The 25,937-nt window shown below is 61.7% G+C and carries 20 protein-coding genes; 7 read left to right on the top strand and 13 right to left on the bottom strand.

Annotation, left to right across the window (positions count from 1 at the left end; translation table 11 throughout):
- Positions 1-51: 51 nt before the first annotated feature.
- Positions 52-2,109 (top strand): phenylacetic acid degradation bifunctional protein PaaZ, encoded by a 2,058-nt coding sequence (gene paaZ / locus CD175_RS05395; RefSeq protein WP_104447969.1) that lies wholly within the window; start codon positions 52-54, stop codon positions 2,107-2,109.
- A 253-nt stretch (positions 2,110-2,362) separates the two neighbouring features.
- On the opposite strand, the gene CD175_RS05400 is transcribed toward paaZ, so the two are convergent.
- From CD175_RS05400 to CD175_RS05410, 3 genes are read right to left on the bottom strand one after another with little or no spacing between them, the layout of a single operon-like run.
- A complete protein-coding gene (locus CD175_RS05400; protein ID WP_104447970.1) occupies positions 2,363-3,271 on the bottom strand; it encodes a helix-turn-helix transcriptional regulator in 909 nt (302 codons plus the stop codon).
- The gene (locus tag CD175_RS05405; RefSeq protein WP_104447971.1) at positions 3,268-4,686 is read right to left on the bottom strand and encodes an aminotransferase; all 1,419 of its coding nucleotides are present in this window, start codon (positions 4,684-4,686) and stop codon (positions 3,268-3,270) included. The genes CD175_RS05400 and CD175_RS05405 overlap by 4 nt, the downstream gene beginning before the upstream one ends.
- 39 nt (positions 4,687-4,725) lie before the next feature.
- Entirely contained in the window at positions 4,726-5,832 is a 1,107-nt protein-coding gene (locus CD175_RS05410) for a polyamine ABC transporter substrate-binding protein (protein ID WP_104447972.1), read from the bottom strand.
- Positions 5,833-6,046: 214 nt separating this feature from the next.
- Between CD175_RS05410 and CD175_RS05415 the strand changes: the two genes are divergently transcribed.
- From CD175_RS05415 to CD175_RS05430, 4 genes are all read left to right on the top strand, one after another.
- On the top strand, positions 6,047-6,829 hold the full coding sequence (locus CD175_RS05415) for an enoyl-CoA hydratase-related protein (protein ID WP_104447973.1): 783 nt from the start codon (positions 6,047-6,049) through the stop codon (positions 6,827-6,829).
- Positions 6,826-8,007: an acetyl-CoA C-acyltransferase family protein gene (locus CD175_RS05420; protein ID WP_102699250.1), complete on the top strand. Its 1,182-nt coding sequence runs from the start codon at positions 6,826-6,828 to the stop codon at positions 8,005-8,007. Before CD175_RS05415 ends, CD175_RS05420 begins: the two co-directional genes overlap by 4 nt.
- A 307-nt stretch (positions 8,008-8,314) precedes the next feature.
- On the top strand, positions 8,315-9,436 hold the full coding sequence (locus CD175_RS05425) for an HlyD family secretion protein (RefSeq protein WP_104447974.1): 1,122 nt from the start codon (positions 8,315-8,317) through the stop codon (positions 9,434-9,436).
- Complete coding sequence (locus tag CD175_RS05430) at positions 9,433-11,025, top strand: DHA2 family efflux MFS transporter permease subunit (protein ID WP_104447975.1); 1,593 nt, start codon at positions 9,433-9,435, stop codon at positions 11,023-11,025. The genes CD175_RS05425 and CD175_RS05430 overlap by 4 nt, the downstream gene beginning before the upstream one ends.
- Before the next feature lie 22 nt (positions 11,026-11,047).
- Here CD175_RS05430 and CD175_RS05435 read toward each other — a convergent pair whose 3' ends face one another.
- The 5 genes from CD175_RS05435 to CD175_RS05455 all read right to left on the bottom strand — a co-directional run bounded on the left by CD175_RS05435 (position 11,048) and on the right by CD175_RS05455 (position 15,705).
- The gene (locus CD175_RS05435) at positions 11,048-11,488 is read right to left on the bottom strand and encodes a carboxymuconolactone decarboxylase family protein (RefSeq protein WP_104447976.1); all 441 of its coding nucleotides are present in this window, start codon (positions 11,486-11,488) and stop codon (positions 11,048-11,050) included.
- Positions 11,489-11,723: 235 nt separating this feature from the next.
- Positions 11,724-13,166: a mechanosensitive ion channel domain-containing protein gene (locus tag CD175_RS05440; protein ID WP_104447977.1), complete on the bottom strand. Its 1,443-nt coding sequence runs from the start codon at positions 13,164-13,166 to the stop codon at positions 11,724-11,726.
- A 212-nt stretch (positions 13,167-13,378) separates the two neighbouring features.
- On the bottom strand, positions 13,379-14,005 hold the full coding sequence (gene ycaC, locus CD175_RS05445) for an isochorismate family cysteine hydrolase YcaC (RefSeq protein ID WP_007977984.1): 627 nt from the start codon (positions 14,003-14,005) through the stop codon (positions 13,379-13,381).
- 56 nt (positions 14,006-14,061) lie between these two features.
- The gene (locus tag CD175_RS05450; RefSeq protein WP_007977982.1) at positions 14,062-14,745 is read right to left on the bottom strand and encodes an isochorismatase family protein; all 684 of its coding nucleotides are present in this window, start codon (positions 14,743-14,745) and stop codon (positions 14,062-14,064) included.
- A 93-nt stretch (positions 14,746-14,838) separates the two neighbouring features.
- Positions 14,839-15,705, bottom strand: coding sequence for a pirin family protein (locus tag CD175_RS05455; protein WP_104447978.1), 867 nt, complete (start codon positions 15,703-15,705; stop codon positions 14,839-14,841).
- Between the two features lie 104 nt (positions 15,706-15,809).
- Between CD175_RS05455 and CD175_RS05460 the strand changes: the two genes are divergently transcribed.
- Both CD175_RS05460 and dkgB read left to right on the top strand, forming a co-directional pair.
- On the top strand, positions 15,810-16,718 hold the full coding sequence (locus CD175_RS05460; protein WP_104447979.1) for a LysR family transcriptional regulator: 909 nt from the start codon (positions 15,810-15,812) through the stop codon (positions 16,716-16,718).
- Positions 16,719-16,972: 254 nt separating this feature from the next.
- On the top strand, positions 16,973-17,776 hold the full coding sequence (gene dkgB / locus CD175_RS05465; protein ID WP_104447980.1) for a 2,5-didehydrogluconate reductase DkgB: 804 nt from the start codon (positions 16,973-16,975) through the stop codon (positions 17,774-17,776).
- A gap of 3 nt (positions 17,777-17,779) precedes the next feature.
- On the opposite strand, the gene CD175_RS05470 is transcribed toward dkgB, so the two are convergent.
- From CD175_RS05470 to mgtA, 5 genes are all read right to left on the bottom strand, one after another.
- A complete protein-coding gene (locus CD175_RS05470; protein ID WP_104447981.1) occupies positions 17,780-21,019 on the bottom strand; it encodes a transporter substrate-binding domain-containing protein in 3,240 nt (1,079 codons plus the stop codon).
- Positions 21,020-21,646: a response regulator transcription factor gene (locus CD175_RS05475; RefSeq protein ID WP_104447982.1), complete on the bottom strand. Its 627-nt coding sequence runs from the start codon at positions 21,644-21,646 to the stop codon at positions 21,020-21,022.
- A gap of 108 nt (positions 21,647-21,754) precedes the next feature.
- Complete coding sequence (locus CD175_RS05480; protein WP_104448081.1) at positions 21,755-22,156, bottom strand: ANTAR domain-containing protein; 402 nt, start codon at positions 22,154-22,156, stop codon at positions 21,755-21,757.
- Between the two features lie 127 nt (positions 22,157-22,283).
- A complete protein-coding gene (locus CD175_RS05485; protein WP_104447983.1) occupies positions 22,284-23,000 on the bottom strand; it encodes an MgtC/SapB family protein in 717 nt (238 codons plus the stop codon).
- A 140-nt stretch (positions 23,001-23,140) separates the two neighbouring features.
- Positions 23,141-25,855, bottom strand: a complete 2,715-nt coding sequence (gene mgtA, locus CD175_RS05490) for a magnesium-translocating P-type ATPase (protein WP_104447984.1) — start codon at positions 25,853-25,855, stop codon at positions 23,141-23,143.
- Positions 25,856-25,937 lie beyond the last annotated feature (82 nt).

The raw sequence follows: 25,937 nt of genomic DNA on the forward strand, positions 1-25,937 counted from the left end.
AGGGCGCGGTCGCGGCCGCGCCACAACCCTTCATCACCTGGAGCAATCGTGATGTCCTCTTCACCTGCAACTCTGCAAAGCTTCATCGCCGGTCGCTGGATCGGCCAACACGGCGCACAAATCCTGCGCAGCGCCATCGACGGCCATGAAATCGCCCGTACCCATGAAGAACGCCCGGACTTCGCCGAAGCCATCGAGCACGGCCGTCGCCAGGGCATCAGCGGCTTGATGGCGCTGGACTTCCAGCAGCGCGCCCAGCGTCTCAAGGCCCTGGCCCTGTACCTGAGCGAGCGCAAGGAACAGCTCTACGCGATCTCCCACCACAGCGGCGCGACCCGTGCCGACAGCTGGATCGACATCGAGGGCGGCAACAGCACGCTGTTCACCTATGCCAGCCTCGGTTCGCGGGAGCTGCCGTCGGGCAACGTCGTCCACGAAGGCCCGGCGCTGCAACTGAGCAAAATGGGCACCTTCGCCGGTACCCACATCCTCGTGCCGCGCGGTGGCGTGGCCGTGCACATCAATGCCTTCAATTTCCCGATCTGGGGCATGCTGGAGAAGTTCGCGCCGAGCTTCCTCGCCGGCATGCCGTGCATCGTCAAACCGGCCAGCGCCACCAGCTACCTGACCGAAGCCGTGGTGCGCCTGATGGATGAATCCGGCCTGCTCCCGGCGGGCAGCCTGCAACTGATCATCGGCGGCACCGGCGATCTGCTCGACCGCCTGCAGGGCCAGGACGTGGTGACCTTCACCGGTTCTGCCGACACCGCAGCCAAGCTGCGGGTCAACCCGAACCTGATCCGCAACTCGGTGCCGTTCACCGCCGAAGCCGACTCGCTGAACTGCGCGATCCTCGCCCCGGACGTGACCCCGGACGACGAAGAATTCGAGCTGTTCATCAAGGAAGTCGCCCGGGAAATGACCACCAAGGCCGGGCAGAAATGCACCGCCATCCGCCGCGCCATCGTGCCGGCCAAACACATCGACGCAGTCGCTACCCGACTGCGTGATCGCCTGGCCAAAGTGGTGGTCGGCGACCCGTCGGTGGAAGGCGTGCGCATGGGCGCACTGGCTTCCCACGACCAGCAGAAGGACGTGGCCGAGCGCCTGGAAGCCCTGTTGCAGAGCAGCGACATGCTGTTCGGCGCCCGCGACGGTTTCGAACCGCGTGGTGAAAATGTCGACAAGGGCGCTTTCTTCGCCCCGACCCTGCTTCAGGCCCGTGACCCGCATGCCGAGGGCGGTGCCCATGACATCGAAGCGTTCGGCCCGGTCAGCACCCTGATGGCCTACGACGATCTCGACGAAGCCCTGGCCCTGGCCGCGCGCGGCAAAGGCAGCCTGGTGGCCAGCCTGGTGACCAAGGATCCGCAGATCGCTGCCAAGGCGATTCCGGTGGCGGCGGCCTGGCACGGGCGCCTGCTGGTGCTGGATCGCCACTGCGCCGGCGAATCCACCGGTCACGGCTCGCCGCTGCCACAACTCAAGCACGGTGGCCCGGGCCGAGCCGGCGGCGGTGAAGAACTCGGCGGCCTGCGCGCGGTGAAACACTACCTGCAACGTGCGGCGGTGCAAGGTTCGCCAACCATGCTGGCGGCGGTCACCGGCGAATACGTGCGCGGCGCCAAGGTCATCGAAACCGACGTGCATCCGTTCCGTCGCCATTTCCAGGACCTGCAGATCGGCGAGTCGCTGCTGACTCACCGCCGCACCGTCACCGAAGCGGACCTGGTGAACTTCGGCTGCCTGTCGGGCGACCACTTCTACATGCACTTCGATGACATCGCGGCCAAGGAGTCGCAATTCGGCAAGCGCATCGCCCACGGTTACTTCGTACTGTCGGCGGCGGCCGGGTTGTTCGTATCCCCCGGCGTCGGCCCGGTGCTGGCCAACTACGGCCTGGACACCCTGCGCTTCATCAACCCGGTGGGCATCGGCGACACCATCCAGGCGCGCCTGACCTGCAAACGCAAGATCGACCAGGGCAAGAAGAGCCCGCAGGGGATTCCGCAAGGGGTGGTGGCGTGGGATGTGGAGGTCACCAACCAGTTGGGTGAGCTGGTGGCGAGTTATGACATTCTCACCTTGGTCGTAAAACGCGAAGACTGACGCAACACCTGTAGGAGCGAGCCTGCTCGCGATGACGTCGGGTCAGTCAACATCAATGATCCTGACAGATCGCTATCGCGAGCAGGCTCGCTCCCACAGGGTTCTGGGTTGGTCGAAAAATCTGAGGTCAACCATTTACAACTGTGGGAGCGAGCCTGCTCGCGATGACGGAGTGTCAGTCAACATCAAGGGTCCTGACAGATCGCCATCGCGAGCAAGCTCGCTCCTACAGGTTATTGGGAAATCTGAAAAGTCAGTGGCTGCGCAACCACTCGATAAACAGCGCAAACAACTCCGACTGCGAACCCACCTCCAGCTTCAGGTACAGGTTCTTGCGGTGCATGCGTACGGTTTCCGGTGAGATGTTCATCTGGCTGGCCGTGGACTTCACCGAATGCCCGCGCAGCACCATGTGCGCCACTTCCCGCTCGCGCTCGGTGAGCAATTCACAACCGAAGTTTTCGAACGCCGCCTGCACCCGATGCTTGAGATCGTCGCGCATGCCTTGCTCGTCATCACGCTCGATCCCGGCACTGCGCAGCAGTCCACGCTGGCTGAATTCGCTGATGAACTCACGCACCAGCGGTTCGACGGCTCGCAGCAGGTTCAACTGTTCGTCGCTCAGGCATTCACCGCCGAACCCCTGATAGAGGCTGACGGAAATCTTCGTGTCATTGCCGGTATCGACGATGTAGTAGCTGTCTTCCGAACAGCCCGCCTTCAGGTAATAGGATTTGTAGTAGTCACTGTCGAAGAAGTTGTCCGGGGCGATTTCCTCCAGGTGATAGAAGCCTTGCGCCAACCCCTGCTCCACCGCCAGGCAGAACGGGTCGAGCAAATAGCCCCCGGAAAAATAGCGCTCAAGAATCGAGACCTGATACTCCTGGGCAATCCCGCGCTGATGCAGCAGCTGTGGTGCGCGGTCCTTGCGCTCCAGGCTGATCATCATCGACTCGACGGACACCAGCTGCGCCAACGCTGACGCCAGGTATTGCAGGGCGTCAGGCTCATCGACATGGGCGAATGCCTCGCGCATTCCCCCATGCCATTTGTGCAACGCCCCGAAGGGCATCGCGATCAGCGTATCGTCGTCTGGTTTGCTCATGCCCCGCAGTCTAGCGGGTGAGCAGGCCCTTGGTAAAAGCCTGTTCAGCGAGTTCATTGGCCGAAGTACTGGCCGCTCTGCTCAAGCTCGGCCGCCACTTCCAGAATGCAATCGCGCAAGGTCTCGACGATTTCATCGACCTGGGCAAACGTCAGGATCAACGGTGGCGACATCACGTTGAGGTGCATGATCGGCCGCACCAGCAAACCCCGGGCCTGCGCCCGCACGTGGATCTTCTCGCCGATGTTGATCTCGTCGGGGAACAGCGCCTTGGTGCGTTTATCGGCGACGAACTCCACGCAGGCCATGAGTTTCTGGCAGCGCACATCCCCCACCAGCGGCAAGTCGCGCAGGGTTGCCAGGCGTTCTTCCAGATAGGCCCCCACCGTGTCGACATGGGCCAGCAGGTTTTCCCGCTCGATGATTTCGATGTTCTTCAGCGCCGCCGTGCAGCACACCGGGTGGCCGCTGTAGGTGAAGCCGTGGGTGAAGCAGCGGCCCTTGCCCGGCTCGGCGATGACCTTCCAGATGCGCTCGGAAAAGATGCACGCGCCCAGCGGCAAGTAAGCCGAGGTCAGGCCCTTGGCGGTGGTGATGATGTCGGGCTGCACGTCGAACACGTCCCAGGAAGCGAAGAACTTGCCGAGGCGCCCGAACGAGGTCACCACTTCGTCGGCGACGAACAGGATGTCGTAGCGCTGGCAGACGTCCCACATGCGCTTGAGGTAGCCCTGGGGCGGAATGATCACCCCGCCCGAGCCCATGATCGGTTCGGCAAAGAAACCGGCGACCTTGTCCGCGCCGATGGCCAGGATCTTGTCTTCGAATTCCTTGACCAGGAACTCGAGGAACTGCGCCTCGTCCATGCCGTCCGGCGCGCGGTACGGGTTCGGGTTGGAGACGTGGTGGATCAGTGGGTTGGCGTAATCGAACTCCGGCACCCGGTCGGCGGCCTTGTTGCCGATCGACATGGTCAGGGTGGTGGAGCCGTGATAGGCGTTGAACCGGGCGATGACGTGCTTCTTTTCCGGCTTGCCGCGGCAGTTCTGGTAGTACTGGATCAGCCGGTAAGCAGTGTCCACGGCGGTGGAGCCGCCGGTGGTCAGGAACACATGGTCGAGGTCACCGGGGGCCAAGCTGGCGAGTTTTTCGCACAGCTGAATCGCCACGTTGTTCGACATGTCGGAAAACGGGTTCGAATAGGCCAGCTGGCGCACCTGGTCGGCGATGGCCTCGGCCATTTCCTCGCGGCCCAGGCCGATGTTGGTGCACCACATGCCGCCCACCGCATCGAGAAAGCGGTTGCCCTGGGTGTCGTAGATGTAGGCGCCATCGCCGGCAACGATGTTCAACGAGCCTTGCTCGGCGTGTTCGTCGAACATGTGGTAGCCGTGCATGTGATGGGCCTTGTCGGCCTTGACCAGCCGGGACTCGTCCGCTGGGGAAAAAACGCTGCGTGTTGGCGTCGCCATAAATAAACCTCTAACCGAAATGACTAACGATCGAACAAATCAGATGCCGCTTTTCACGGTGCTCCAGACCCGGGTAATCGCCCGCATGTCCTTGGCGTCCTGGGTCTTCTGCGGGAACAGGCGCTTGCGGGTCTGTGCATCGGGGTAGATCGCCGGGTTGTCGCGCACTTCGGCGTTCAACAGGGGCGTGGCCGCTGCGTTACTGTTGGCGTAATTGATGTAGTCACTCACATCCGCCATCACCTGCGGCTGCATCAGGTATTCCAGGAATTTGTGCGCATTGGCGACGTGCGTCGCATCGGCCGGGATGTACAGGTTGTCGAACCAGATCAGCGAGCCTTCCTTGGGGATGAAGTACGCCAGGTTGATCTGCTTCTTGGCTTCTGCCGCGCGGGCCATGGCCGTGGCGTAATCGCCGGACCAGGTCATGGCCATGCACACATCGCCGTTGGGCAGGCTGGTCAGGTAATTGACCGAGTCGAATTTGCGGATGTAGGGCCGCACCGACAACAGCAAGTCCTGGGCGGCCTTCAAATCCTCCGGCGCGGCGCTTCTCGGGTCGCGTCCCAGATACGTCAAGGCCATGGGGATGACTTCGGTCGGCGCATCGAGCAGGGTCACGCCACAGTCGGCGAAGCGCGAGACGATCTTCGGATCGAAGATCATCGCCAGCGAACCGATCGGCGCGTCCGGCATGCGTTCCTTGATCTTGTCGACGTTGTAGGTCACGCCGTTGCTGCCCCAGGTGTAGGGCGCCGAGTACTGGGTGCCGGGGTCATAGCCTTGCAGATCCTCGAGGATTTGCGGGTCGAGGTTGCTCCAGCCCGGCAGCTGTTTTTTGTCCAGTGGCTGGAACACCTTGGCCTTGATCAGGGGTGGCGCGAGCGAGGCGTTCAACACGATCAGGTCATAACCGGAATGGCCGGTGAGCAACTTGGCCTGTACCGTTTCATAAGAGTCGAAGGTGTCGTAGACCACCTTGATACCGGTGGCCTTTTCGAAGTCGGCGATGGTTTTTTCACCGATGTAATCCGCCCAGTTATACAGCCGCAGCGTATTGTTCTCGTCCACTTGTGCGGCGTAGGCATGAAAGGTCAGCGGTACAACAAACAGACTGGAAATCACCTTAAGCAGTGTCTTGCCCATAGCAAATGCACCTTATAGCGAGTTCGGCTCTGGATGAGCGGATGCCTCCACTATTGGTCGATTGGCCGGGCGGAACCATACCCCGAATGGGTGTGTGTCGTTTTTGGCACACCGGCATGGCAAAAAGCGGCAGCGCAGTTGACCCGTTTTGCCATAGATCGGGATTTGTCCGGCGCTTAAAGTGGCAGCCTGAACCGACCCTGCGGAGCCTGCGATGACAGATTTGATCAAACACGAGCAACGCGACGGCGTGTTGACGCTGACCATCGACCGACCGGACAAGCTCAACGCGCTGAACAACGCCATGTACACGCAACTGGCCGAGTTGTTGCTGGCCGCCGACGAAGACCCGCAGACCGGCGTGATCATCCTCACCGGCGGCCCGGCCTGCTTCACCAGTGGCAATGACCTGGTGGATTTCCTCCAGAATCCGCCGACGCATCTGGACGCCCCGGCGTTTCGCCTGATGAAAGTCGTCACGCGCCTGCAAAAGCCGCTGATCGCGGCAGTCTGCGGGGCGGCCATCGGCATCGGCACCACCTTGTTGCTGCATTGCGATCAGGTGCTGGTCACCCGCAACGCCAAGCTGCGCATGCCGTTCGTCAACATCGGCCTGTGCCCCGAATTCGGTGCCAGCCTGTTGCTGCCCCGCCGGCTCGGCCACGCCCGCGCCGCGAGCCTGCTCCTGCTGGGCAACGGCCTGGACGGCAACGAAGCGGTGAACTGGGGCATCGCCAACGAAGCCTTCGACGATGGCGAGCAATGTCTGGCAGCGGCCAGAAAAATCGCCCAACGCTTTTTGGCCTTGCCCCAGGAGGCCTTGCGCCAGTCCCGGAAATTGATGAAACAGGCGACGTTGCCGGAACTGGAAGCCACCCTGCGCGAAGAAAACACGCTGTTCATCCAGCGCCTGAACACCGACGAGGCGAAAACCGCCTTGAACGCCCTGCTCAATCGCAGTACAGACAAGAATCCACCGAAAGGAAACCAGCCATGAACACTCCGGAAATCTACGTCGTCAGCGCCGCCCGTACCGCCATCGGTACATTCGGTGGTTCGCTCAAGGACGTGCCCCTGGCCGACCTCGCGACCACGGCCGTGAAAGCCGCCCTGGAACGAGCCGCCGTGGACCCGGCGCTCGTCGGCCATCTGGTGATGGGCAACGTGATCCCGACCGATACCCGCGACGCCTACATCTCCCGCGTCGCGGCGATCAACGCCGGCATCCCGAAGGAAACCCCGGCCTACAACGTCAACCGCCTGTGTGGTTCGGGCCTGCAAGCGATCATCAACGCCGCCCAGACCCTGATGCTCGGCGATGCCGACATCGTCGTCGGCGCCGGTGCCGAATCCATGAGCCGCGGCCCCTACCTGATGCCTTCGGCCCGTTGGGGTTCGCGCATGGGCAACGCCCAGGTCATCGACTACATGCTCGGCATCCTGCATGACCCCTTCCATGGCATCCACATGGGCATCACCGCCGAAAACGTCGCCGCGCGCAACGGCATCACCCGCGAAATGCAGGACGCCCTGGCCCTGGAAGACCAGAATCGCGCGGCCCACGCGATTGCCAACGGCTACTTCAGCGAGCAGATCGCGACCGTGGAAATCCAGGATCGCAAAGGCGTCAAACTGTTCAGCGTCGACGAACACCCGCGCGCCACGTCCCTGGAACAACTGGCAGCCATGAAGCCGGCGTTCAAGAAGGACGGTTCGGTCACCGCCGGCAACGCCTCGGGCCTGAACGACGGCGCCGCCGCGCTGGTCATGGCCAGCGGCAACGCGGTCCAGGCCAACAACCTGAAGCCACTGGCCCGCCTGGTCAGCTACGCCCACGCCGGCGTCGAACCGGAATTCATGGGGCTGGGCCCGATCCCGGCCACCCGCCTGGCACTCAAGCGCGCCGGCCTGACCGTCGCCGACCTCGACGTGATCGAAGCCAACATCGCCTTCGCCGCCCAGGCCTGCGCCGTCAGCCAGGAACTGGACCTCGACCCGGCCAAGGTCAACCCGAACGGTTCGGGCATCGCCCTGGGCCACCCGGTGGGCGCGACCGGCGCAATCATCGCCACCAAGGCCATCCACGAACTGCACCGCACCGGCGGCCGTTACGCGCTGGTGACCATGTGCATCGGTGGCGGCCAGGGGATTGCGGCGATTTTTGAACGCGTCTAAGCAATAGCCGCAAAAAAGGCCGGTGATCGCGCAGATCACCGGCCTTTTTCATTCCGGTAAACCAATCGCGATCCCCTGTGGGAGCGAGCTTGCTCGCGATGGCGGCGTGTCAGGCACCATCATTGTTGACTGGACTACCGCTATCGCGAGCAAGCTCGCTCCCACAGTGGTTCTCTAGCGCACACAGAATCTCATTCTCTCGGAACAACCCACCTGACGACCGGCAGCAAAAACCATTTGCCACAAAATATTACATACGTCATATTACAGGCATCATAATTAAACGCCGCCTGACAGGTATCCCTCCATGACGAGCATGTCCACCGTTGAACCCGATCTGGACGCCCCGGCGCAACCGGCAAAACGTCCCCTGCTCAAGCGCCTGCTTCTGCCAACAATGGGCATCGCAGCGTTGGTATTGGCCGGGATGTACGGCGCGCATTGGTGGACGGCCGGGCGTTTCATCGAAGAAACCGACGATGCCTACATCGGCGGTGACGTAACGGTGATCGGGCCAAAGGTGGCGGGTTATATCGACGAAGTGCTGGTGACCGATAACCAGAAGGTCAAGGCCGGCGATGTGCTGATCCGTCTCGATTCGCGCGACTACCGCGCCAACCTGGCCAAGGCCGAAGGCGCAGTGGCCGCCCAGGAAGCCTTGCTGGCCAACCTCGACGCCACCGAACAACTGCAACAGGCCGTCATCGGCCAGGCCCGTGCCGGCATCGACGCCGCCGGTGCCGAAGCCACCCGTTCGCGGGATGACGATGCCCGCTACAAAAAACTGGTGTCCACCAACGCCGTCTCGGTGGAAAGCGCCCAGCGGGCCAATGCCACGTTCAAGACGGCCCAGGCCCAAAGCAACCGCGCCCAGGCGGAATTGCTGGCCGCTCAGCGCCAGTTGAATGTGATCGACACCCAGAAACAACAGGCCCGGGCCGCCTTGATCCAGGCCAGGGCCGAGCGCGATCTGGCGCAATTGAATGTCGGCTACACCGAACTGAAGGCACCGGTCGACGGCGTGATCGGCAACCGTCGGGCACGGGTCGGCGCCTATGCCCAGGCCGGCTCGCAATTGCTCTCGGTAGTGCCGGCCAGCGGCCTGTGGGTCGACGCCAACTTCAAGGAAGACCAACTGGCGCACATGGTGCCGGGGCAACGGGTGGTGATCCGTGCCGACGTGCTGTCGGGGCAGGAGTTCCACGGTCACCTGGACAGCCTCGCCCCCGCCAGCGGTTCGCAATTCAGTGTGTTGCCACCGGAAAACGCCACCGGCAACTTCACCAAGATCGTGCAGCGGGTACCGGTGCGGATTCACCTCGACCCGGCCGACAGTGTGCTCGGCCACCTGCGTCCAGGGTTGTCGGTGACCGCTGAAGTGGACACGCGCAAGGCGCCTGATGCGCCAGCCGTGGCCAGCGCGCCATGAGCCGCGCTCTCGCCGCCCCGGCGCAACCGTTCAATGCCGCGGACATGGCGACGGCCACCAAGGTCTTCGCCTTTGCCAGCATGTGCATCGGCATGTTCATTGCGCTGCTGGATATCCAGATTGTCTCGGCCTCGTTGCGTGACATCGGCGGCGGACTCTCCGCCGGCACCGACGAAACCGCGTGGGTGCAAACCAGTTACCTGATCGCCGAGATCATCGTGATTCCGCTGTCGGGCTGGTTGTCCCGGGTGTTTTCCACACGCTGGCTGTTTTGCGCATCGGCGGTCGGCTTTACCCTGACCAGCCTGCTGTGCGGCGTGGCCTGGAACATCCAGAGCATGATCGCCTTCCGCGCCCTGCAAGGCTTTCTTGGCGGTTCGATGATCCCGATGGTGTTCACCACGGCCTTCGTGTTCTTCACCGGCAAGCAACGGGTGATCGCCGCCGCGACCATAGGCGCAGTAGCGTCCCTGGCACCGACACTGGGGCCGGTGATCGGTGGCTGGATCACCGACATCTCGTCCTGGCACTGGCTGTTCTACATCAACCTGGTTCCCGGCATCTTTGTCGCCGTGGCCGTGCCGATGCTGGTGAAAATCGACCAGCCGGAACTGTCGCTGCTCAAAGGCGCGGATTACTTGAGCATGGTGTTTCTGGCACTGTTCCTCGGCTGCCTGGAATACACCCTCGAAGAAGGCCCGCGCTGGAACTGGTTCAGCGATCGCACGATCCTGACCACCGCGTGGATCAGCGGCCTGGCCGGGCTGGCGTTCATCGGCCGGACCCTGCATGTGGCCAATCCGATAGTCGATCTGCGCGCCCTGAAGGATCGCAATTTTGCCCTTGGCTGCTTCTTCTCGTTCGTCACCGGCATCGGCCTGTTCGCCACCATTTACCTGACGCCGCTGTTCCTCGGCCGGGTGCGTGGCTACGGTGCGCTGGACATTGGTCTGGCGGTTTTCTCCACCGGGGTGTTCCAGATCATGGCGATTCCACTGTATGCCTTTCTGGCCAACCGCGTCGACCTGCGCTGGATCATGATGACCGGCCTCGGGCTGTTCGCGTTATCGATGTGGGATTTCAGCCCGATCACCCATGACTGGGGAGCCAGGGAGTTGATGTTGCCGCAAGCCTTTCGCGGGATTGCCCAGCAACTGGCGGTACCGCCCGCGGTGACGCTGACCCTCGGCGGCTTGGCGCCCGCGCGGCTCAAACACGCCTCGGGGCTGTTCAACCTGATGCGTAACCTGGGTGGGGCTATCGGCATCGCAGCGTGTGCGACCATTCTCAACGACCGCACCAACCTGCATTTCACCCGGCTGGCGGAGAACCTCAACAGCACCAACGAGGCCCTCAACCAATGGCTGTCCCAGGTCGGCAACAACTTCGCCGCCCTCGGCCAAAGCGGTGACGCCGGGGTCACCGCCAGCCTGCATCAACTCTGGTTGCTGACCTACCGCGAAGCCCAGACACAAACCTATGGCGACGCGTTTCTGATGATCGGGGTGTGCTTCGTCATCGCCACGGCCATGGTGCCCCTGATGCGCAAGGTGCAACCACCGGCCGCGCCGAGTGCCGATGCCCATTGAGGCATCGGCGGTTTGTTGAACATCAGGCCTGAGGCGTTTTACGGAAGCCGACCGCCAGGCGGTTCCAGCTGTTGATGGTGCTGATGGCGACGGTCAGGTCGACCATTTCCTTGGGCGTGAACTGTGCGCTGACCACTTCGTAGTCTTCATCCGGGGCATGGGTCAGGCTGAGCTGGGTCAGGGATTCGGTCCACAGCAGCGCAGCGCGTTCACGCTCGGTGAAAAATGGCGCCTCGCGCCAGGCCGTCACGGCGAACAGACGACGCGGGGTTTCGCCACCCTTGATCGCATCGGCGGTGTGCATGTCGATGCAGAAGGCACAGCCGTTGATCTGCGAAGCGCGCAGTTTGACCAGTTCAATCAGATTTTTTTCCAGCGGCAGCTTCGACACTGCGGTTTCCAGGGCAATCATCGCCTTGAGGGCGTCGGGGCTGGCAGTGTAGAAATCGATACGGGATTGCATGACGTGCTCCAGGGCAAGTAGGTGTGTCGCTACGTTAGTCCCTCGGCTGGTCTACACAAATAGCCAATATTCCAGAAGTCGAGGAGGCCATTGGTGCGGGTGTGATGGGTTTCACTCTTCACTTTTGGTGAATTCACTGCCGTCATCGCGAGCAAGCTCGCTCCCACAGGGAAATGCACTCAAATGTGGGAGCGAGCTTGCTCGCGATCCGCGCAGCGGCCATTCACCACCGAGCTCAAACCCGATTGCGCAACCACTGCAAAAAGCCCTTTTTCGCCACTGTCACCGGCAAGTCCTGAGTCAGGGTTTTCGCTTTTTGCAGCCGGTAATCGAGCAAGGCCTTCATCGCATCGTTGATGTCGTGACGGGCATCCAGGCACGGCTTGAGGTAGGACTTTTCGATGCGGTACAGGCCACAGAATGTCTTGGCGGTAAACTGCGCCGGCAGCGCGCTGTCGGTGAGAATACCCGCCTCGCCGATCACCTCCCCCGGCCCCATGCGTCCGGATTCGTAGGGCGTTCCGTGACGCATCAAGGTCACCGAGATCACGCCGGACTCGATAATGAACAAGTGATCGCTGACCTCATCCGCTTCCAGGATCACCTCACCGGCGCGGAAGGTTTGCAGGGTCATGTTCTGGCTGAACGTGTCTTTCTCTTCCTGACGCAAGGTGGAGAAAATCGGCGAGCTGTCCAGCAACGCCCGTTTGCGTGTCGAGTTGATCGGCGGGCTGGGTTCCACGCTCGACAACAAATTCACCCCGGACGCCTGCAAGTGCCGGTAGGCCAGGTCGTACAGCTGGTTGCGCACTGAACGCTTCTCGTCCATCGACGCGACAAACCCGCTGATTTCGTAGACCACACCGGTGTTGCTGGCACTTTTGAGGCCGACGCTCGGCGAGGGTGTTTCCAGCAGAAAGCGGCAACCTTGCATGGCCCGCTCCAAGGCTTCGATCACCGTGTTCGGCCTCGCGTGGGGGCTCACTTCCAGGGATACGGAGATACCGAACATGTCGTTCGGCCTGCTGAAATTGATGATCTTGGCCTTGGCCGCCAGGGAGTTGGGAATCACCGCCATGCAGCCTTGGGAAGTCTGCAGGCGCGTGGCGCGCCAGTCGATGTCGGTCACTTTGCCCTCCATGCCGTCGATGGAGATGTAGTCATCCAGTTGATAGGGCTTGGTGGTGTTGAGGACGATCCCGGAGAACACGTCGCTGAGGGTACTTTGCAACGCCAGGCCGACGATGATCGCCAACGCGCCGGAGGTGGCCAGCACGCCCTTGACCGGCAGTTCCAGCACATAGGCCAGGGCCGCAATCACCGCGATCAGGAAAATCACCGCGCCGAGCAAATCCTGGAGCAAGCGCCCGGTATGCCCGACCCGTTGCATCATCACCGCGCCGATCAGCACGGTCAGGGTCCGCGCACCGAACAACCACCAGCCGATCTGCAAGCCGGTGGCGGCCAGGTGCAGCGGCACGTTATCGGCCCAGGGCGGCGGCTCCATCGGGTTCAGGCCTTCGTTGAACAACAGGAGGCTGAACAACGAAAAAATCACCACCCGCACCAGCAGCCGCCAGGCACTGCCAGCGGCGCTGAGCAAATACCACAACCCGAGATCGATCAGGATCAGCGCCATGGCGCAGATCAATGGGTGTTCAGTGAGCAATGACAACATCAAGCAACTCCATCCAGGGCCAATGACGCGAAGATCGCATGGATTGGCACTAGTGTAGGAGCAATTGATTTGGCGGGATTCTGCAAACGCCACAAAAACAAATGTGGGAGCGAGCCTGCTCGCGAAGGCGGACTGACAGTCACTGCAACAGTGTCTGGTCTTCCGTCATCGCGAGCAGGCTCGCTCCCACAGAGGGGATGCGTGTGCCGAAGTTATTTGCTGTTGGTCAGCGTGCTGTAGCTGGTCATCAGGTTGCGGTAGTCCGGAATATGGTTGGAGAACAGCGTGCCCAACCCTTCGATATCGTTGCGCCAGTCGCGGTGCAGTTCACAGGCCAGGCCGAACCAGGTCATCAATTGCGCGCCCTGGGCGGTCATGCGGCTCCATGCCGATTCGCGGGTCAGTTCGTTGAAGGTGCCGGACGCGTCGGTGACCACGAACACATCGAAGCCTTCGGCCAGCGCCGACAGTGCCGGGAACGCCACGCAGACTTCGGTCACTACGCCGGCGATGATCAGTTGTTTCTTGCCGGTGGCCTTGATCGCCTTGACGAAGTCTTCGTTGTCCCAGGCGTTGATCTGGCCAGGGCGAGCGATGTACGGCGCGTCAGGGAACTGCGCCTTGAGCTCGGGCACCAGCGGGCCGTTGGGGCCGGTTTCGAAACTGGTGGTGAGGATGGTCGGCAGCTTGAAGTACTTGGCCAGGTCGGCCAGGGCCAGCACATTGTTCTTGAAGCGATCAGGATCGATGTCGCGTACCAGTGACAGCAGGCCGGTCTGATGGTCCACCAGCAGAACGGCGGCGTTGTCCTTGTCCAGACGCTTGTAGGAAGTGGTCATTGCAGTAATCCTCGCAGGTTATCGATGCCGATTGGAGATCGGCGTGGGGCAGCCGGTTAGCGCTGGGAATCCAGCGCCTCGTGTTCGTTCGCTACTTGCTGGGCCTTGAGGTAGCTCTCGATCAGCAATTGATAATGCGGCATGGCCTGGGCGTAGACAGCGGCCCACTGTTCGGCATCGGGGCGGTTCCACGAGCCTTGCAGCTCGGAGAGCGTCGCCATGATGTCGATCGGCACCACCCCGGCCTGGGCCAGGCGGGCAACGGTCAGGTCAGTGGCCAGTTTCGAGTGGTTGCCTGAGGCGTCGACCACCGCAAACACCTTGTAGCCTTCATGCACGGCAGCGATGGACGGGAACGCCAGGCACACGCTGGTCAGGGTGCCGGCGATCACCAGGGTTTTCTTGCCGGTGGCTTTGACCGCCGCGTGAAACTCCGGGTTGTCCCAGGCGTTGATTTCGCCTTTGCGCGCCACGTACTGCGCATGGGGTGCGGCCTCGTGAATTTCCGGGATCAACGGCCCGTTCGGTCCTTGCGGAACGGAAGCGGTGGTGATCACTGGCATCTTCAGCAAGGTTGCGGCCTTGGCCAGGGCAATGGCGTTGGCGCGCAGTTGTGGCACGTCCATGTCCTTGACGATCTGGAACAGTCCGCTCTGGTGATCGATCAACAGCATCGCGCTGTCGTTGGGATCGATGGTCGGTTTCTGGCCGTTGAAGTTGGCCGCGTAGACAGTACTCATGTGCGTTTCCTCTTTCTTTTGGGCAACAGCCATCCCTGGCCTGAAAACCGGCCTACTCATCCTGTGTAGAGTCGGGTGTTGAAGCGCTGCGAATTAAGCGTGCATCCGGCCGAAGCGGCCGGACTGGAAGTCGGCGAAGGCCTGGTGGATTTCTTGCTCGGTGTTCATCACGAATGGCCCGTGACCGACGATCGGCTCGTCGATCGGCTCGCCGCTGAGCAGCAACACCACCGCGTCTTCGCTGGCTTCGAGGGTCATCTGATCGCCCTTGCGATCGAACAGGGCCAACTGCCCCTGGCGCACCGGTTCCAGGCCATTGACCTGAACCGTGCCACGCAAGACCACCAGTGCGGTGTTGCGCCCTTCATGCAGGTCCAGGGTCAGTGACTTGCCGGCATTCAAACGGATGTCCCACAGGTCGACCGGGGTAAAGGTACGTGCCGGGCCCTTGTGGCCGTCGAACTCACCGGCGATCAGGCGCAGGCTGCCGGCGTTGTCCTGCAAGGCGATGTTCGGGATGTCAGCATCGAGAATCGTCTGGTAGCCGGGGTCGGCCATTTTGTCCCTGGCCGGCAGGTTGACCCACAGTTGCACCATCTCCAGGGTGCCGCCGCTTTTGGCGAAACCGTCGGAGTGAAACTCTTCGTGCAGGATCCCCGAGGCCGCGGTCATCCATTGCACATCGCCGGGGCCGATCTTGCCGCCGCTGCCGGTGGAGTCCCGGTGCTCCAGTTCGCCCTTGTAAACGATAGTCACGGTTTCAAAACCACGATGAGGATGCTGACCAACGCCACGTCGCTCGGTGGTCGGGGTGAATTCAGCGGGGCCGGCGTGATCGAGCAACAGGAACGGGCTGATGTGTTTGCCCAGGTTGTCGTAGGAAAACAGCGTGCGAACCGGAAAACCGTCGCCAACCCAATGGGTCCGTGGACTGGTGTAGATACCGATGATGTTTTTCATGGTGTCTCCTGATGAGGGGGGTGAAGCCATGGACAAAGCTTAAAACCGTGACCTTTGCTGCGCTAGACTGCAAAAATCAGCTTTAGCGTTCTATTTGGAGAACGATGGTGGAAGACCTCAACACCCTCTACTACTTCACCCAGGTGGTGGAGCATCACGGTTTCGCCGCGGCCGGCCGGGCACTGGACATGCCCAAGTCGAAGCTCAGCCGACGCATTGCCGAGCTTGAAGAACGCCTAGGCGTGCGCCTGCTGCACCGCACCAGCCGGCATTGTTCATTGACGGAAATCGGCCAGGCCTATTACCAGCGCTGCCTGGCCATGCGGGTGGAGGCGGAAAGCGCCGCCGAACTGATCGAGCGCAACCGCTCCGAGCCTCAGGGCATGGTGCGTCTCAGTTGTCCGACGGCGCTGCTCAACACCTGGGTCGGGCCGATGCTGACCCGCTACATGCTCAAGTACCCGTTGGTGGAAGTGTTCATCGAGAGCACCAATCGCCGGGTCGACCTGATTCACGAAGGCTTCGACATTGCCCTGCGGGTACGCTTTCCTCCGCTGGAAAACACCGACATGGTGATGAAGGTGCTGGGCAACAGCACCCAGAGCGTGGTCGGCAGCCCGGCCTTTCTATCGCGCCTGTCGACACCGGCCTCCCCGGCCGACCTCAGCGGCCTGCCGAGCCTTCACTGGGGCGCGGCGCAGCGCGAATATCAGTGGGAACTGTTCGGCGCCGATGGCAGCACGGCGATGATCCGGCATGCCCCGCGCATGGTCACCGATGACCTGTTGGCCTTGCGCCATGCGGCGGTCGCCGGGATCGGCATCGTGCACCTGCCCAGCGTGGTGGTGCGCGATGAAATCGCTGCCGGGCAACTGGTGGAACTGGTGCCCGGCTGGGCACCGAAGAGCGGTGTGATCCATGCGATCTTCCCTTCGCGTCGCGGCTTGCTGCCGTCGGTGCGCACGTTGATTGATTTTCTCGGGGAGGAATTCAGTCGCAGTGATATTGCGTAGGGTCGGGGCAAGGGTTTGGACCGAGTGATGGCTATCGCGAGCAAGCTCGCTCCCACAGGGGATTTGTAGTGCATACAGATCCAATGTGGGAGCGAGCCTGCTCGCGATGAGGCCGGGACAAACACCATCAATGCCGCAACCTGCCGATGATTCTTGATTTACGGTAAACATTGCTTTGCCAATCCAGCGGTTTTTCTCACGGATGCAGGCGCGGATACTGCCGCCCATTCCCACTGCAACCTCTGGAGTCATCAATGTCCATTCCCGCCTTCGGCCTGGGTACGTTTCGCCTGCAAGGCCAGGTGGTCATCGATTCGGTGAGCACCGCCCTGGCGCTCGGTTACCGGGTGATCGATACCGCGCAAATCTACGAGAACGAAGCCGAGGTCGGCGAGGCTGTCGCCGCCAGCGGCATCGCCCGGGAAGAGCTGTTCATCACCAGCAAGATCTGGGTCGCCAACCTGGCCGGCGATCGACTGATCGACAGCCTGAAGGAAAGCCTGGGCAAACTGCAGACCGAGTACCTGGACCTGACCCTGATCCACTGGCCGTCGCCGGACGATCAAGTGCCTGTCGCAGAGTTCATGGGCGCCCTGCTTGAAGCCAAACGCATGGGCCTGACCCGGCAGATCGGCGTGTCCAACTTCACCCTCGACCTGATGCAGCAAGCGATTGCGGCCATCGGCGCCGAGCACATCGCCACGAACCAGATCGAACTGCACCCGTACCTGCAAAACCGCAAGGTCGTCGCGTTCGCGCAGAGCCAGGGCATCGGCATCACGTCCTACATGACCCTGGCATACGGTGAAGTCCTCAAGGACCCGCTCATCCAGCAGATCGCCGAACGCCTGCAAGCGACGCCGGCTCAGGTCACCCTGGCGTGGGCCATGCAATCGGGTTACTCGGTGATCCCGTCGTCCACTCGCCGGGCCAACCTCGAAAGCAACTTGAAGGCTCGCGGGTTGACCCTGAGCGAGGCCGACATGGCCTTGATCGCAACACTGGATCACGGCCACCGTTTGACCAGCCCCAAAGGCATCGCACCGAACTGGGATTGAGCCTCAATCCTGCTCGAGACGCTGGTCCAGGCGGGCCATGGCTTGCTGCAACTGGTCGACGGCGGCGTCGATCAGTGTCGCGCGGCCGTCATTGCAGGCGTGCTCCAGTCGTTCGCAACACTCGACCAGACCAAGCGCTCGCACCATCAGCGCCCCGCCCTTGATCCGGTGTGCGAGTGTCTGCAAACCCGGGCGATTGCCGCTGGTGTGCAAGGCCAGCAAATGCACGCGGTCCTCGCGGTTGGTCAACGCCAGATCGTGCAGCAGTTGATCGATCAGCTCAGGATCCGAATCCGCATAGCGCTCCAGCCCGCTCAAGTCGAACTCGGCCAAGCCTGGAACACCATTTGCCGCCGGGGGTGCGCTGGAAAACCGCTGGGCCAGCCACGCCTGCAGATCCACCAGGCGAATGGGCTTGAACAGGCAATCGTCCATGCCCGCCGCCTGACACCGGGCTTTCTCCTCAGCCTGCGCATTGGCGGTAAAGCCCAGGATCAGCGTCGGCGACAGCCCCTGCAGCCGCTCTTGCTCACGTATCGCGCCGGCCAATTCGTAACCGCTGAGCACCGGCATATTGCAATCGGTAATGACCAGTTCGAAACTCTGTTCGAAACTCTGTCCGCGCCACTGTTCAAGCCCCTGCGCCCCGTCCTCCGCCAGCACCACACTGTGGCCCAGATAGCTCAGCTGCCGCGAGAGCAGCAGGCGATTGGCCGGGTAATCGTCAACCACCAGGATTGACAATGCCCGGGTCGTGAGCTGCGCCGAATCCCGTGGCACCTCCCCCGCGGTCAACGCTGGCAGGGCGGGCAGCACCAGGCTGATGTCCACCCGCGTGCCGCGCCCAGGCTCACTGTCGAGATGCAACTGCCCGCCCATCATTTCGCACAGGGTACGACTGATCACCAGGCCCAGGCCGGACCCTTGCCGGGCAGTCTGCTGATTGTTATCGGCCTGCACGAACGGGCTGAACAGGCGTTGCTGGTCGAAAGCGCTGATGCCGATGCCGCTGTCTTCGATCCGTACGCTGACGGCGAGATGCGCCGGAGCTTGCGGCCGCACTCGCAGTGTCAGGCTCACCTGGCCTTCATGGGTGAACTTGATGGCGTTGCTCAGCAGATTGGACAGCACCTGTTTGAAACGCACGGGATCGAGCATCACATCGCGGTCACTGTGTTCGGCGAGATCGACCCGCCATTGCAGATTCTTCTGAATCGCCAGCCCTTCGAAAACCCGGCAGACCGACGCCACCAGCGCATGCAGGTTGACCCGCTCCGGTGCCAGCGACAAATGCCCCGATTCGATCCGGGCGACGTCCAGAATGTCGCCGATCAAATCCAGCAACTGCTGCCCGGCGTTGGACGCCACCTCGATGGCGGCGCGGTCGGTCACCCCTTCATCGGCCCGCTTCAGCGCCAGTTCGAGCATGCCGATCAAGGCGTTCATCGGCGTGCGGATCTCATGGCTCATGGTGGCCAGGAACGTGGTCTTGGCCCGGTTGGCGTCGTCCGCCGCGTCCTTGGCTTCCTGCAATTGCCCGAGCAATTGCTGACGCTGGCGAATCTGCCGCCGCTGCCAGACGATCCCGGCCAACGCGAGCAACAGCAAGACACCCGCCAGCGCAAACGCCTGCACGATCGCCTGCCGATGTCGCAGCCAGTAACTCTGCTCGACCATCGAGTCATAGCGCCAGGGCTGGGTCAGCTCGTCGATTTCTTCGGGCGGGATGCTGAGCAGCGCCTTGTCCAGGATCGAATGCAGCTCAGTGGCCTCGCGACTGGTTGCAAGGGTGCTTCGGGCAGGGTCGGTACCCACGGTGCTGGTCACTTGCAGGCGATCGCGATACTGCCGGGAAATCAGGTAACGGGCGCTGATCAACGAGTTGATGCCGCCGTGGGCCTTGCCCTGGGCGACCATTTCCATGGCGTCCGTCGACAGTGGCGCATCCACCATCTGGATCAGCGGGTAATGCTTGCGAAGGTACTCACCGGCAATGTTCCCTTGGGTCAGCGCCAGCGTCCTTCCCGCCATGTCATCCAGCGTCCTCGGGCTGTCCGCGGCTACGCGAATCACCAGTACCGAAGGGCTGCTCAGAAACGCCCGGGTGAACAGCAGTTCATCTTCACGCTGGGAACTGAGGCCGATACCGGCCAGCACATCGATCTGTCCATTCCTGATGCCGGCCATCATCTCGGCCACCGACTTCATGCCGCGGATGTCAAATTGCAGCCCGGTGCGCACACTGATTTTCGCCAGCACATCGACACCGATGCCGCGAAACTTGCCTTCGCTGTCGATAAATGAAATCGGCGGGATATTTTCGTTGATCGCGACCCTCACGCGCGGGTGGCGCTCGAGCCAGAGCTGTTCGGCCACGCTCAATTGCAATGACTGGCTGCCGGGGATAGACACCCCGTTTGCCCCCCAACGACGCAGGATGTTCATTTGTTTATTGGTGGTGATGGCCGCCAGCGCCTTGTTGACGATGCGCAACAGCGAATCGGCGTCGCGGGCCATCGCAAAGGCAAAACGACCGGACTCCATGGGCGAAAAGTCGGTCAGTTGCACGTTGTTCAGGTAGTTCTTGCTGATCAGATAATGGGCATTGATCGCATCGCCCAGGTAGACATCGGCCTGGCCGAAAGCCACGGCCCCCATCGCCGCCAGTGTCGAGGGAAACAACTGGACCTGCGCCCTGGAATAGAACTGTTGCACGCTGTACTCGGGCAGGTAGTGATACAGCATCACCAACCGCTTGCCGGCCAGGGTCGGGTCGAGCACCGGAGGGAAATCGGTACGCGTGACAAGCACCGGCTGATCGACCGCGTAGGCGCTGGACATCTGTAGCTGTGGATCTTCGGCTTCAAATCGATTGGCCGTTCCCAGCAGGTCTGCCCGCCCTTCCTTGATGGCCTGCACCGCGTCGGCTCGCGACGGATAACAGTGCACCTCTACGACGACGTTCAACAATTGTTCGAGCAACCCGGCGTAATCGGCTGTCAGGCCTTCGAACACCTTGCCCGCCGTATTGAACTCGAAGGGGGGATAGTCCGGCGCCGAGACGGCCAGCACCAATCGGCCCTTTTGCTGCAGCCAGCGCAACTCGGTGTCCGACAACCCGGCGCTCAGGCCTTCGGCACTCGAGCGTCCCAACAAGGTCAACGACTGTTGCGCACAGACAGTCGATGCCCAGAGAAGAAGGCCCGTCAGCACCCAACCAGCCAGCCGTCGGAGTACGTTCATTCAGATCAAATGATTGCGCAGGGCGAAATCCCTCAAGTGCACCGACGAACTCATGTTGAGCTTGAGGGTCAGTCGGGTCTTGTAGGTACTGACGGTCTTGTAGCTCAGGTGCATGATCTCGGCGATTTCCAGGTTTTTCGAACCCCGGGCCAGGTACTGCAGGATGGTCAGTTCACGATTGGAGAGCTTGTCGATCAGCTGCTTTTCACTGCGTTGCAACTCCCCCATCGACACGGAACTCGAAGGGATCTGAGCGAAATAGGTGTAGCCGGCCATCACCGAATTTACCGCCGCCTTCAGGTCATCCAGGTCCTTGCTCTTGGAAACATAGGCCACAGCCCCCGCACGCATGCAGCGATCCTGATAAAACTGCGCTTCCAGCGAGGTGAACACCACCACGCGGCATCGGGGGGGTTCGGCCTTGATGCGATCCATCACCTCAAGCCCCGCCACACCGGGAAGGCCCAGATCAAGCAGCACGACATCCGGTTGATGTTCCCGGATCAACGACAGGACCTCGTCACCACGGGAGGCCTCGTAAATTTGCTTGAATCCTTCGCCCTTGAGTACGAGTTTGATCATGGAGCGAACCACCGGATGATCTTCCACAATCAGTGCTGACTTCATGACAACTCCCGTGCAAAACAACACGATCGGGCAAAAAATGCCCTCCAGGCACCGCAGCAGCTGGGCACAACGCTGCGCATAGACTTTTGCATGGAAGGCTGGAAAGAACTACCTGACAGAAATGACAGTTCCGACGAACGGTAACCCACAATCAATGGCGCTCATCAACTGCGTGATTGACGCAAGGTCAGGCAGAACGGCCTGGCTGACCTGGACCTTGCCCGCGACGGGCGGCACCGGCACCTGCTGTTCATTGAAGATAAACCCGTGATGAACCTGCGGGTTGTCGGCCAGGAAACTGAACAGGTCCAGCCCTTCGCTGGCCATCGCCCCATTGACGAGCACCAGATCCAGAGGCTCGCCAGCGTACTCCACCAGTGGAAGGAGCTCGTCGAGGTTGTGCACCGGCGCCACCCGAAAGTAGCCGAGCTGGTTGAACAGCCGCTCGATCCGCAGGCAGTTGAAGTGCTGCACATCGGCGATCAGGATGCGCAAGGATTTATCCGGCAAGGTGACCTCCAAATGGATGTCGGTTTCAAGAGGTCGCAAAGCCTACGGAAGACCCTCCTAGGTTTATGTAGGAATATTCCTAAATAAGTGCCGGTTAGTCTGACGCTTGCCAAGGAAACCTTGGCCTTCATTCCGTAGTACTCGGACTCCAGAACGCCTGCACCACCAGGGTCGAGGTCGAAATCCGTGCCACCAGCGCATCCAGCTCATCCCCGTCGACCGAGGTGGTCGCCAGGGTGGCCTCGATTTCAATTTCATCCGTGCCGAAGGCATGCACATCGACATCGCTGGCCGGATAGTTGCTGCGCTCCAGCTCGGCTTCGAGCAAGGCCAGCACGGTTTTCTGCTGCGTACGCCGGGCGATGACATAGACGATGTTGGTGACTTCCGCCGAAATCACGTCCAGCGGTTGACGGTTGATGTTGTTGACGATCGGTCGCAGCAAGGTGTTGGCCGCGAGCACGAACAGCGTGCCGAGCAAGGCCTCGGCCAGCAGGTCGGCACCGGCACAGGCACCGACCGCCGCCGAGGTCCAGAGGGTGGCAGCCGTATTGAGGCCGCGCACATTGCCCTCCTCGCGCATGATCACCCCGGCACCGAGAAAGCCGATGCCGGAAACCACGTAGGCAACGACCCGCACGGCGCCGTCGGCACCGCCGAGCCGGTTGGCCATGTCGACGAAAATCGCCGCGCCCACCGCCACCAGCACGTTGGTACGCAGGCCGGCGGTGCGCTGCCGGTACTGGCGCTCGAAACCGATCAGGCCACCGAGGATGAAGGCCGCGCTGAGGCTGACCAGAGTGTCGAGCAGAGAGGTCAGGTTGAGGTTGTTAAGTGCTTGCATGATGAATCCCTTGAAAAAAACACGATCCCCTGTAGGAGCGAGCTTGCTCGCGATGGTCTCAAGAGCGCCGCGTTTAGCCAGTAAACACGCGTTATCGTTAACGACCATCGCGAGCAGGCTCGCTCCTACATCTGGCAGCATTACTGCCAGCCAAACCGCCGGATGTAGAACCCCTTCACCGCCTGGGTCAGCGCCATGTACGCCAGCAGGATCACCGGCAGGAACGCGAAGTACAGCGATGGCAATGCCTGCAGCTTGAAGTAATGCGCCAGCGGTCCCATCGGCAGGAAAATCCCCACGGCCATGATCAACCCGGTCATCACCAGCAACGGCATGGCCGCGCGGCTTTGCAGGAACGGGATCTTCGGCGTGCGGATCATGTGCACGATCAGTGTCTGGGTCAGCAGCCCGACCACGAACCAGCCGGACTGGAACAGGGTCTGGTGATCCGGGGTGTTGGCATCGAACACGTACCACATCAAGGCGAACGTGGTGATGTCGAAGATCGAACTGATCGGCCCGAAAAACAGCATGAAGCGCCCGACATCCGCCGGCTGCCAGCGCTGCGGTTGCTTGAGCATCTCGTCGTCGACGTTATCGAACGGAATGGCAATCTGCGAAATGTCATAGAGCAGGTTCTGCACCAGCAGGTGCATCGGCAGCATCGGCAGGAAGGGGATGAACGCACTGGCCACCAGCACCGAGAACACGTTGCCGAAGTTCGAACTGGCGGTCATCTTGATGTACTTGAGCATGTTGGCGAAGGTGCGGCGCCCTTCCAGCACGCCCTCCTCCAGCACCATCAGGCTCTTTTCCAGCAGGATGATGTCGGCCGCCTCCTTGGCGATGTCCACGGCGCTGTCCACGGAAATACCGATGTCGGCCGTGCGCAGGGCCGGGGCGTCGTTGATGCCGTCGCCCATGAAACCGACCACATGGCCGTTGCCCTTGAGCAGTCGGACGATGCGCTCCTTGTGCGACGGCGTCAGTTTGGCGAAGACGTTGGTGGTTTCCACGGCTTTCGCCAGTTCGGTGTCGCTCATGCGTTCGATGTCGTTGCCCATCAGCAGACCCTGCTGCTCCAGGCCGACTTCGCGGCAGATCTTCGCCGTCACCAGCTCGTTGTCGCCGGTCAGCACTTTCACCGCCACGCCGTGGGCCGCCAGCGCCTTGAGGGCCGGCGCGGTGCTTTCTTTCGGCGGATCGAGAAAGGCTACGTAACCGATCAGCGTCAGGGCCTGTTCATCGGCCAGGCTGTAGGTGTCGCGACCTTCGATCATCGGCCGCGCTGCGACCGCCACCACCCGCAGGCCCTCGGCGTTGAACGTGGCCGTGACCTGACGGATTCGCGCCAGCAGTTCTTCGGTCAAGACATCATCGACTTCGCCGTGACGCACCCGCGAGCACACCGCCAGCACCTCTTCTACCGCCCCCTTGCAGATCAGCAGGTGCGGCTGATCGCGCTCGGCGACCACCACCGACATGCGCCGGCGAGTGAAGTCGAACGGAATCTCGTCGACCTTGCGAAACGCCGTGCCGACTTTCAATTCACGATGGATTTCGACGTGTTCGAGCACCGCCACATCCAGCAGGTTTTTCAAGCCGGTCTGGTAGTAGCTGTTGAGGTAGGCCATTTCCAGCACGTCATCGGAATCGTTGCCCCAGACGTCGACGTTGCGCGCCAGGAAGATCTTGTCCTGGGTCAGGGTGCCGGTCTTGTCGGTGCACAGCACGTCCATGGCGCCGAAGTTCTGGATCGCGTCGAGGCGTTTGACGATGACTTTCTTGCGCGACAGGAACACCGCGCCCTTGGCCAGGGTCGAGGTGACGATCATCGGCAGCATTTCCGGGGTCAGACCCACGGCAATCGACAGCGCGAACAGCAGCGCTTCGGTCCAGTCGCCCTTGGTGAAACCGTTGATAAACAACACCAGCGGCGCCATCACGAACATGAAGCGGATCAACAGCCAGCTGACTTTGTTGACGCCGGTCTGGAACGAAGTCGGCGCGCGATCCGTCGCACCGACCCGCTGAGCCAGGGCACCGAAATAGGTGCTGTTGCCGGTGGTGAGGATCACCGCCATGGCCGTGCCGGACACCACGTTGGTGCCCATGAAAAGGATGTTGTCCAGGTCCAGCGGGTTGAGCGTGTCGCGGTCCTGCTGCCGGGAAAATTTTTCCACCGGCATCGATTCGCCGGTCATGGCCGCCTGACTGACGAACAGGTCCTTGGCGCTGAGCACCCGGCAATCGGCGGGAATCATGTCCCCGGCAGACAACACGATCAGGTCGCCCGGAACCAGTTGTTTGATCGGCAATTCGATGCGCTGCGCGCGGTGCTCCTCAAGGTCCCGGCGCATCACCGTGGCCGTGTTGCTGACCATGGCCTTGAGGGCATCGGCGGCCTGGTTGGATTTGGTTTCCTGCCAGAAACGCAGCAAGGTCGAGAGCACCACCATGGAGAAAATCACGATGGCGGCTTTCATGTCCTCGGTCAGCCAGGAGATGACCGCCAGCAGCGTCAGCAGCAGGTTGAACGGATTCTTGTAGCAGTGCCACAGGTGCGTCCACCAGGGCAGCGGTTGTTCGTGCTCGACTTCATTGAGGCCGAACTGCTCGCGCAGGGCATCGGCTTCAGGTTCGCTCAAGCCATCGGTGTGGGAGCCGAGTGTGTTGAGCAACTGGCCGGTGTCGCTGCCGGCAGCGGCCACCAGGGTTTGCGCCAGGGTGGGCGGGACTTCACGGCTGACCGTGGTGTCGGTGAAGGTTTCCAGCAACGCCAGGCGACGGAAGTGCCGGGCGATGTGGCGGTTACGCAGGAAGCCTGCGAAGAATTCCTTGAGGGTAAGTTTCATGGCTGGTGCCCCTTTGGTCAGCCGGGAAACCGTCGAGCAGGCAGGTCCACGCCTTTGCCGCCGGAACAACCGGCAAGGCAAG

The sequence above is a fragment of the Pseudomonas laurylsulfatiphila genome (assembly GCF_002934665.1).
GTDB lineage: Bacteria > Pseudomonadota > Gammaproteobacteria > Pseudomonadales > Pseudomonadaceae > Aquipseudomonas > Aquipseudomonas laurylsulfatiphila.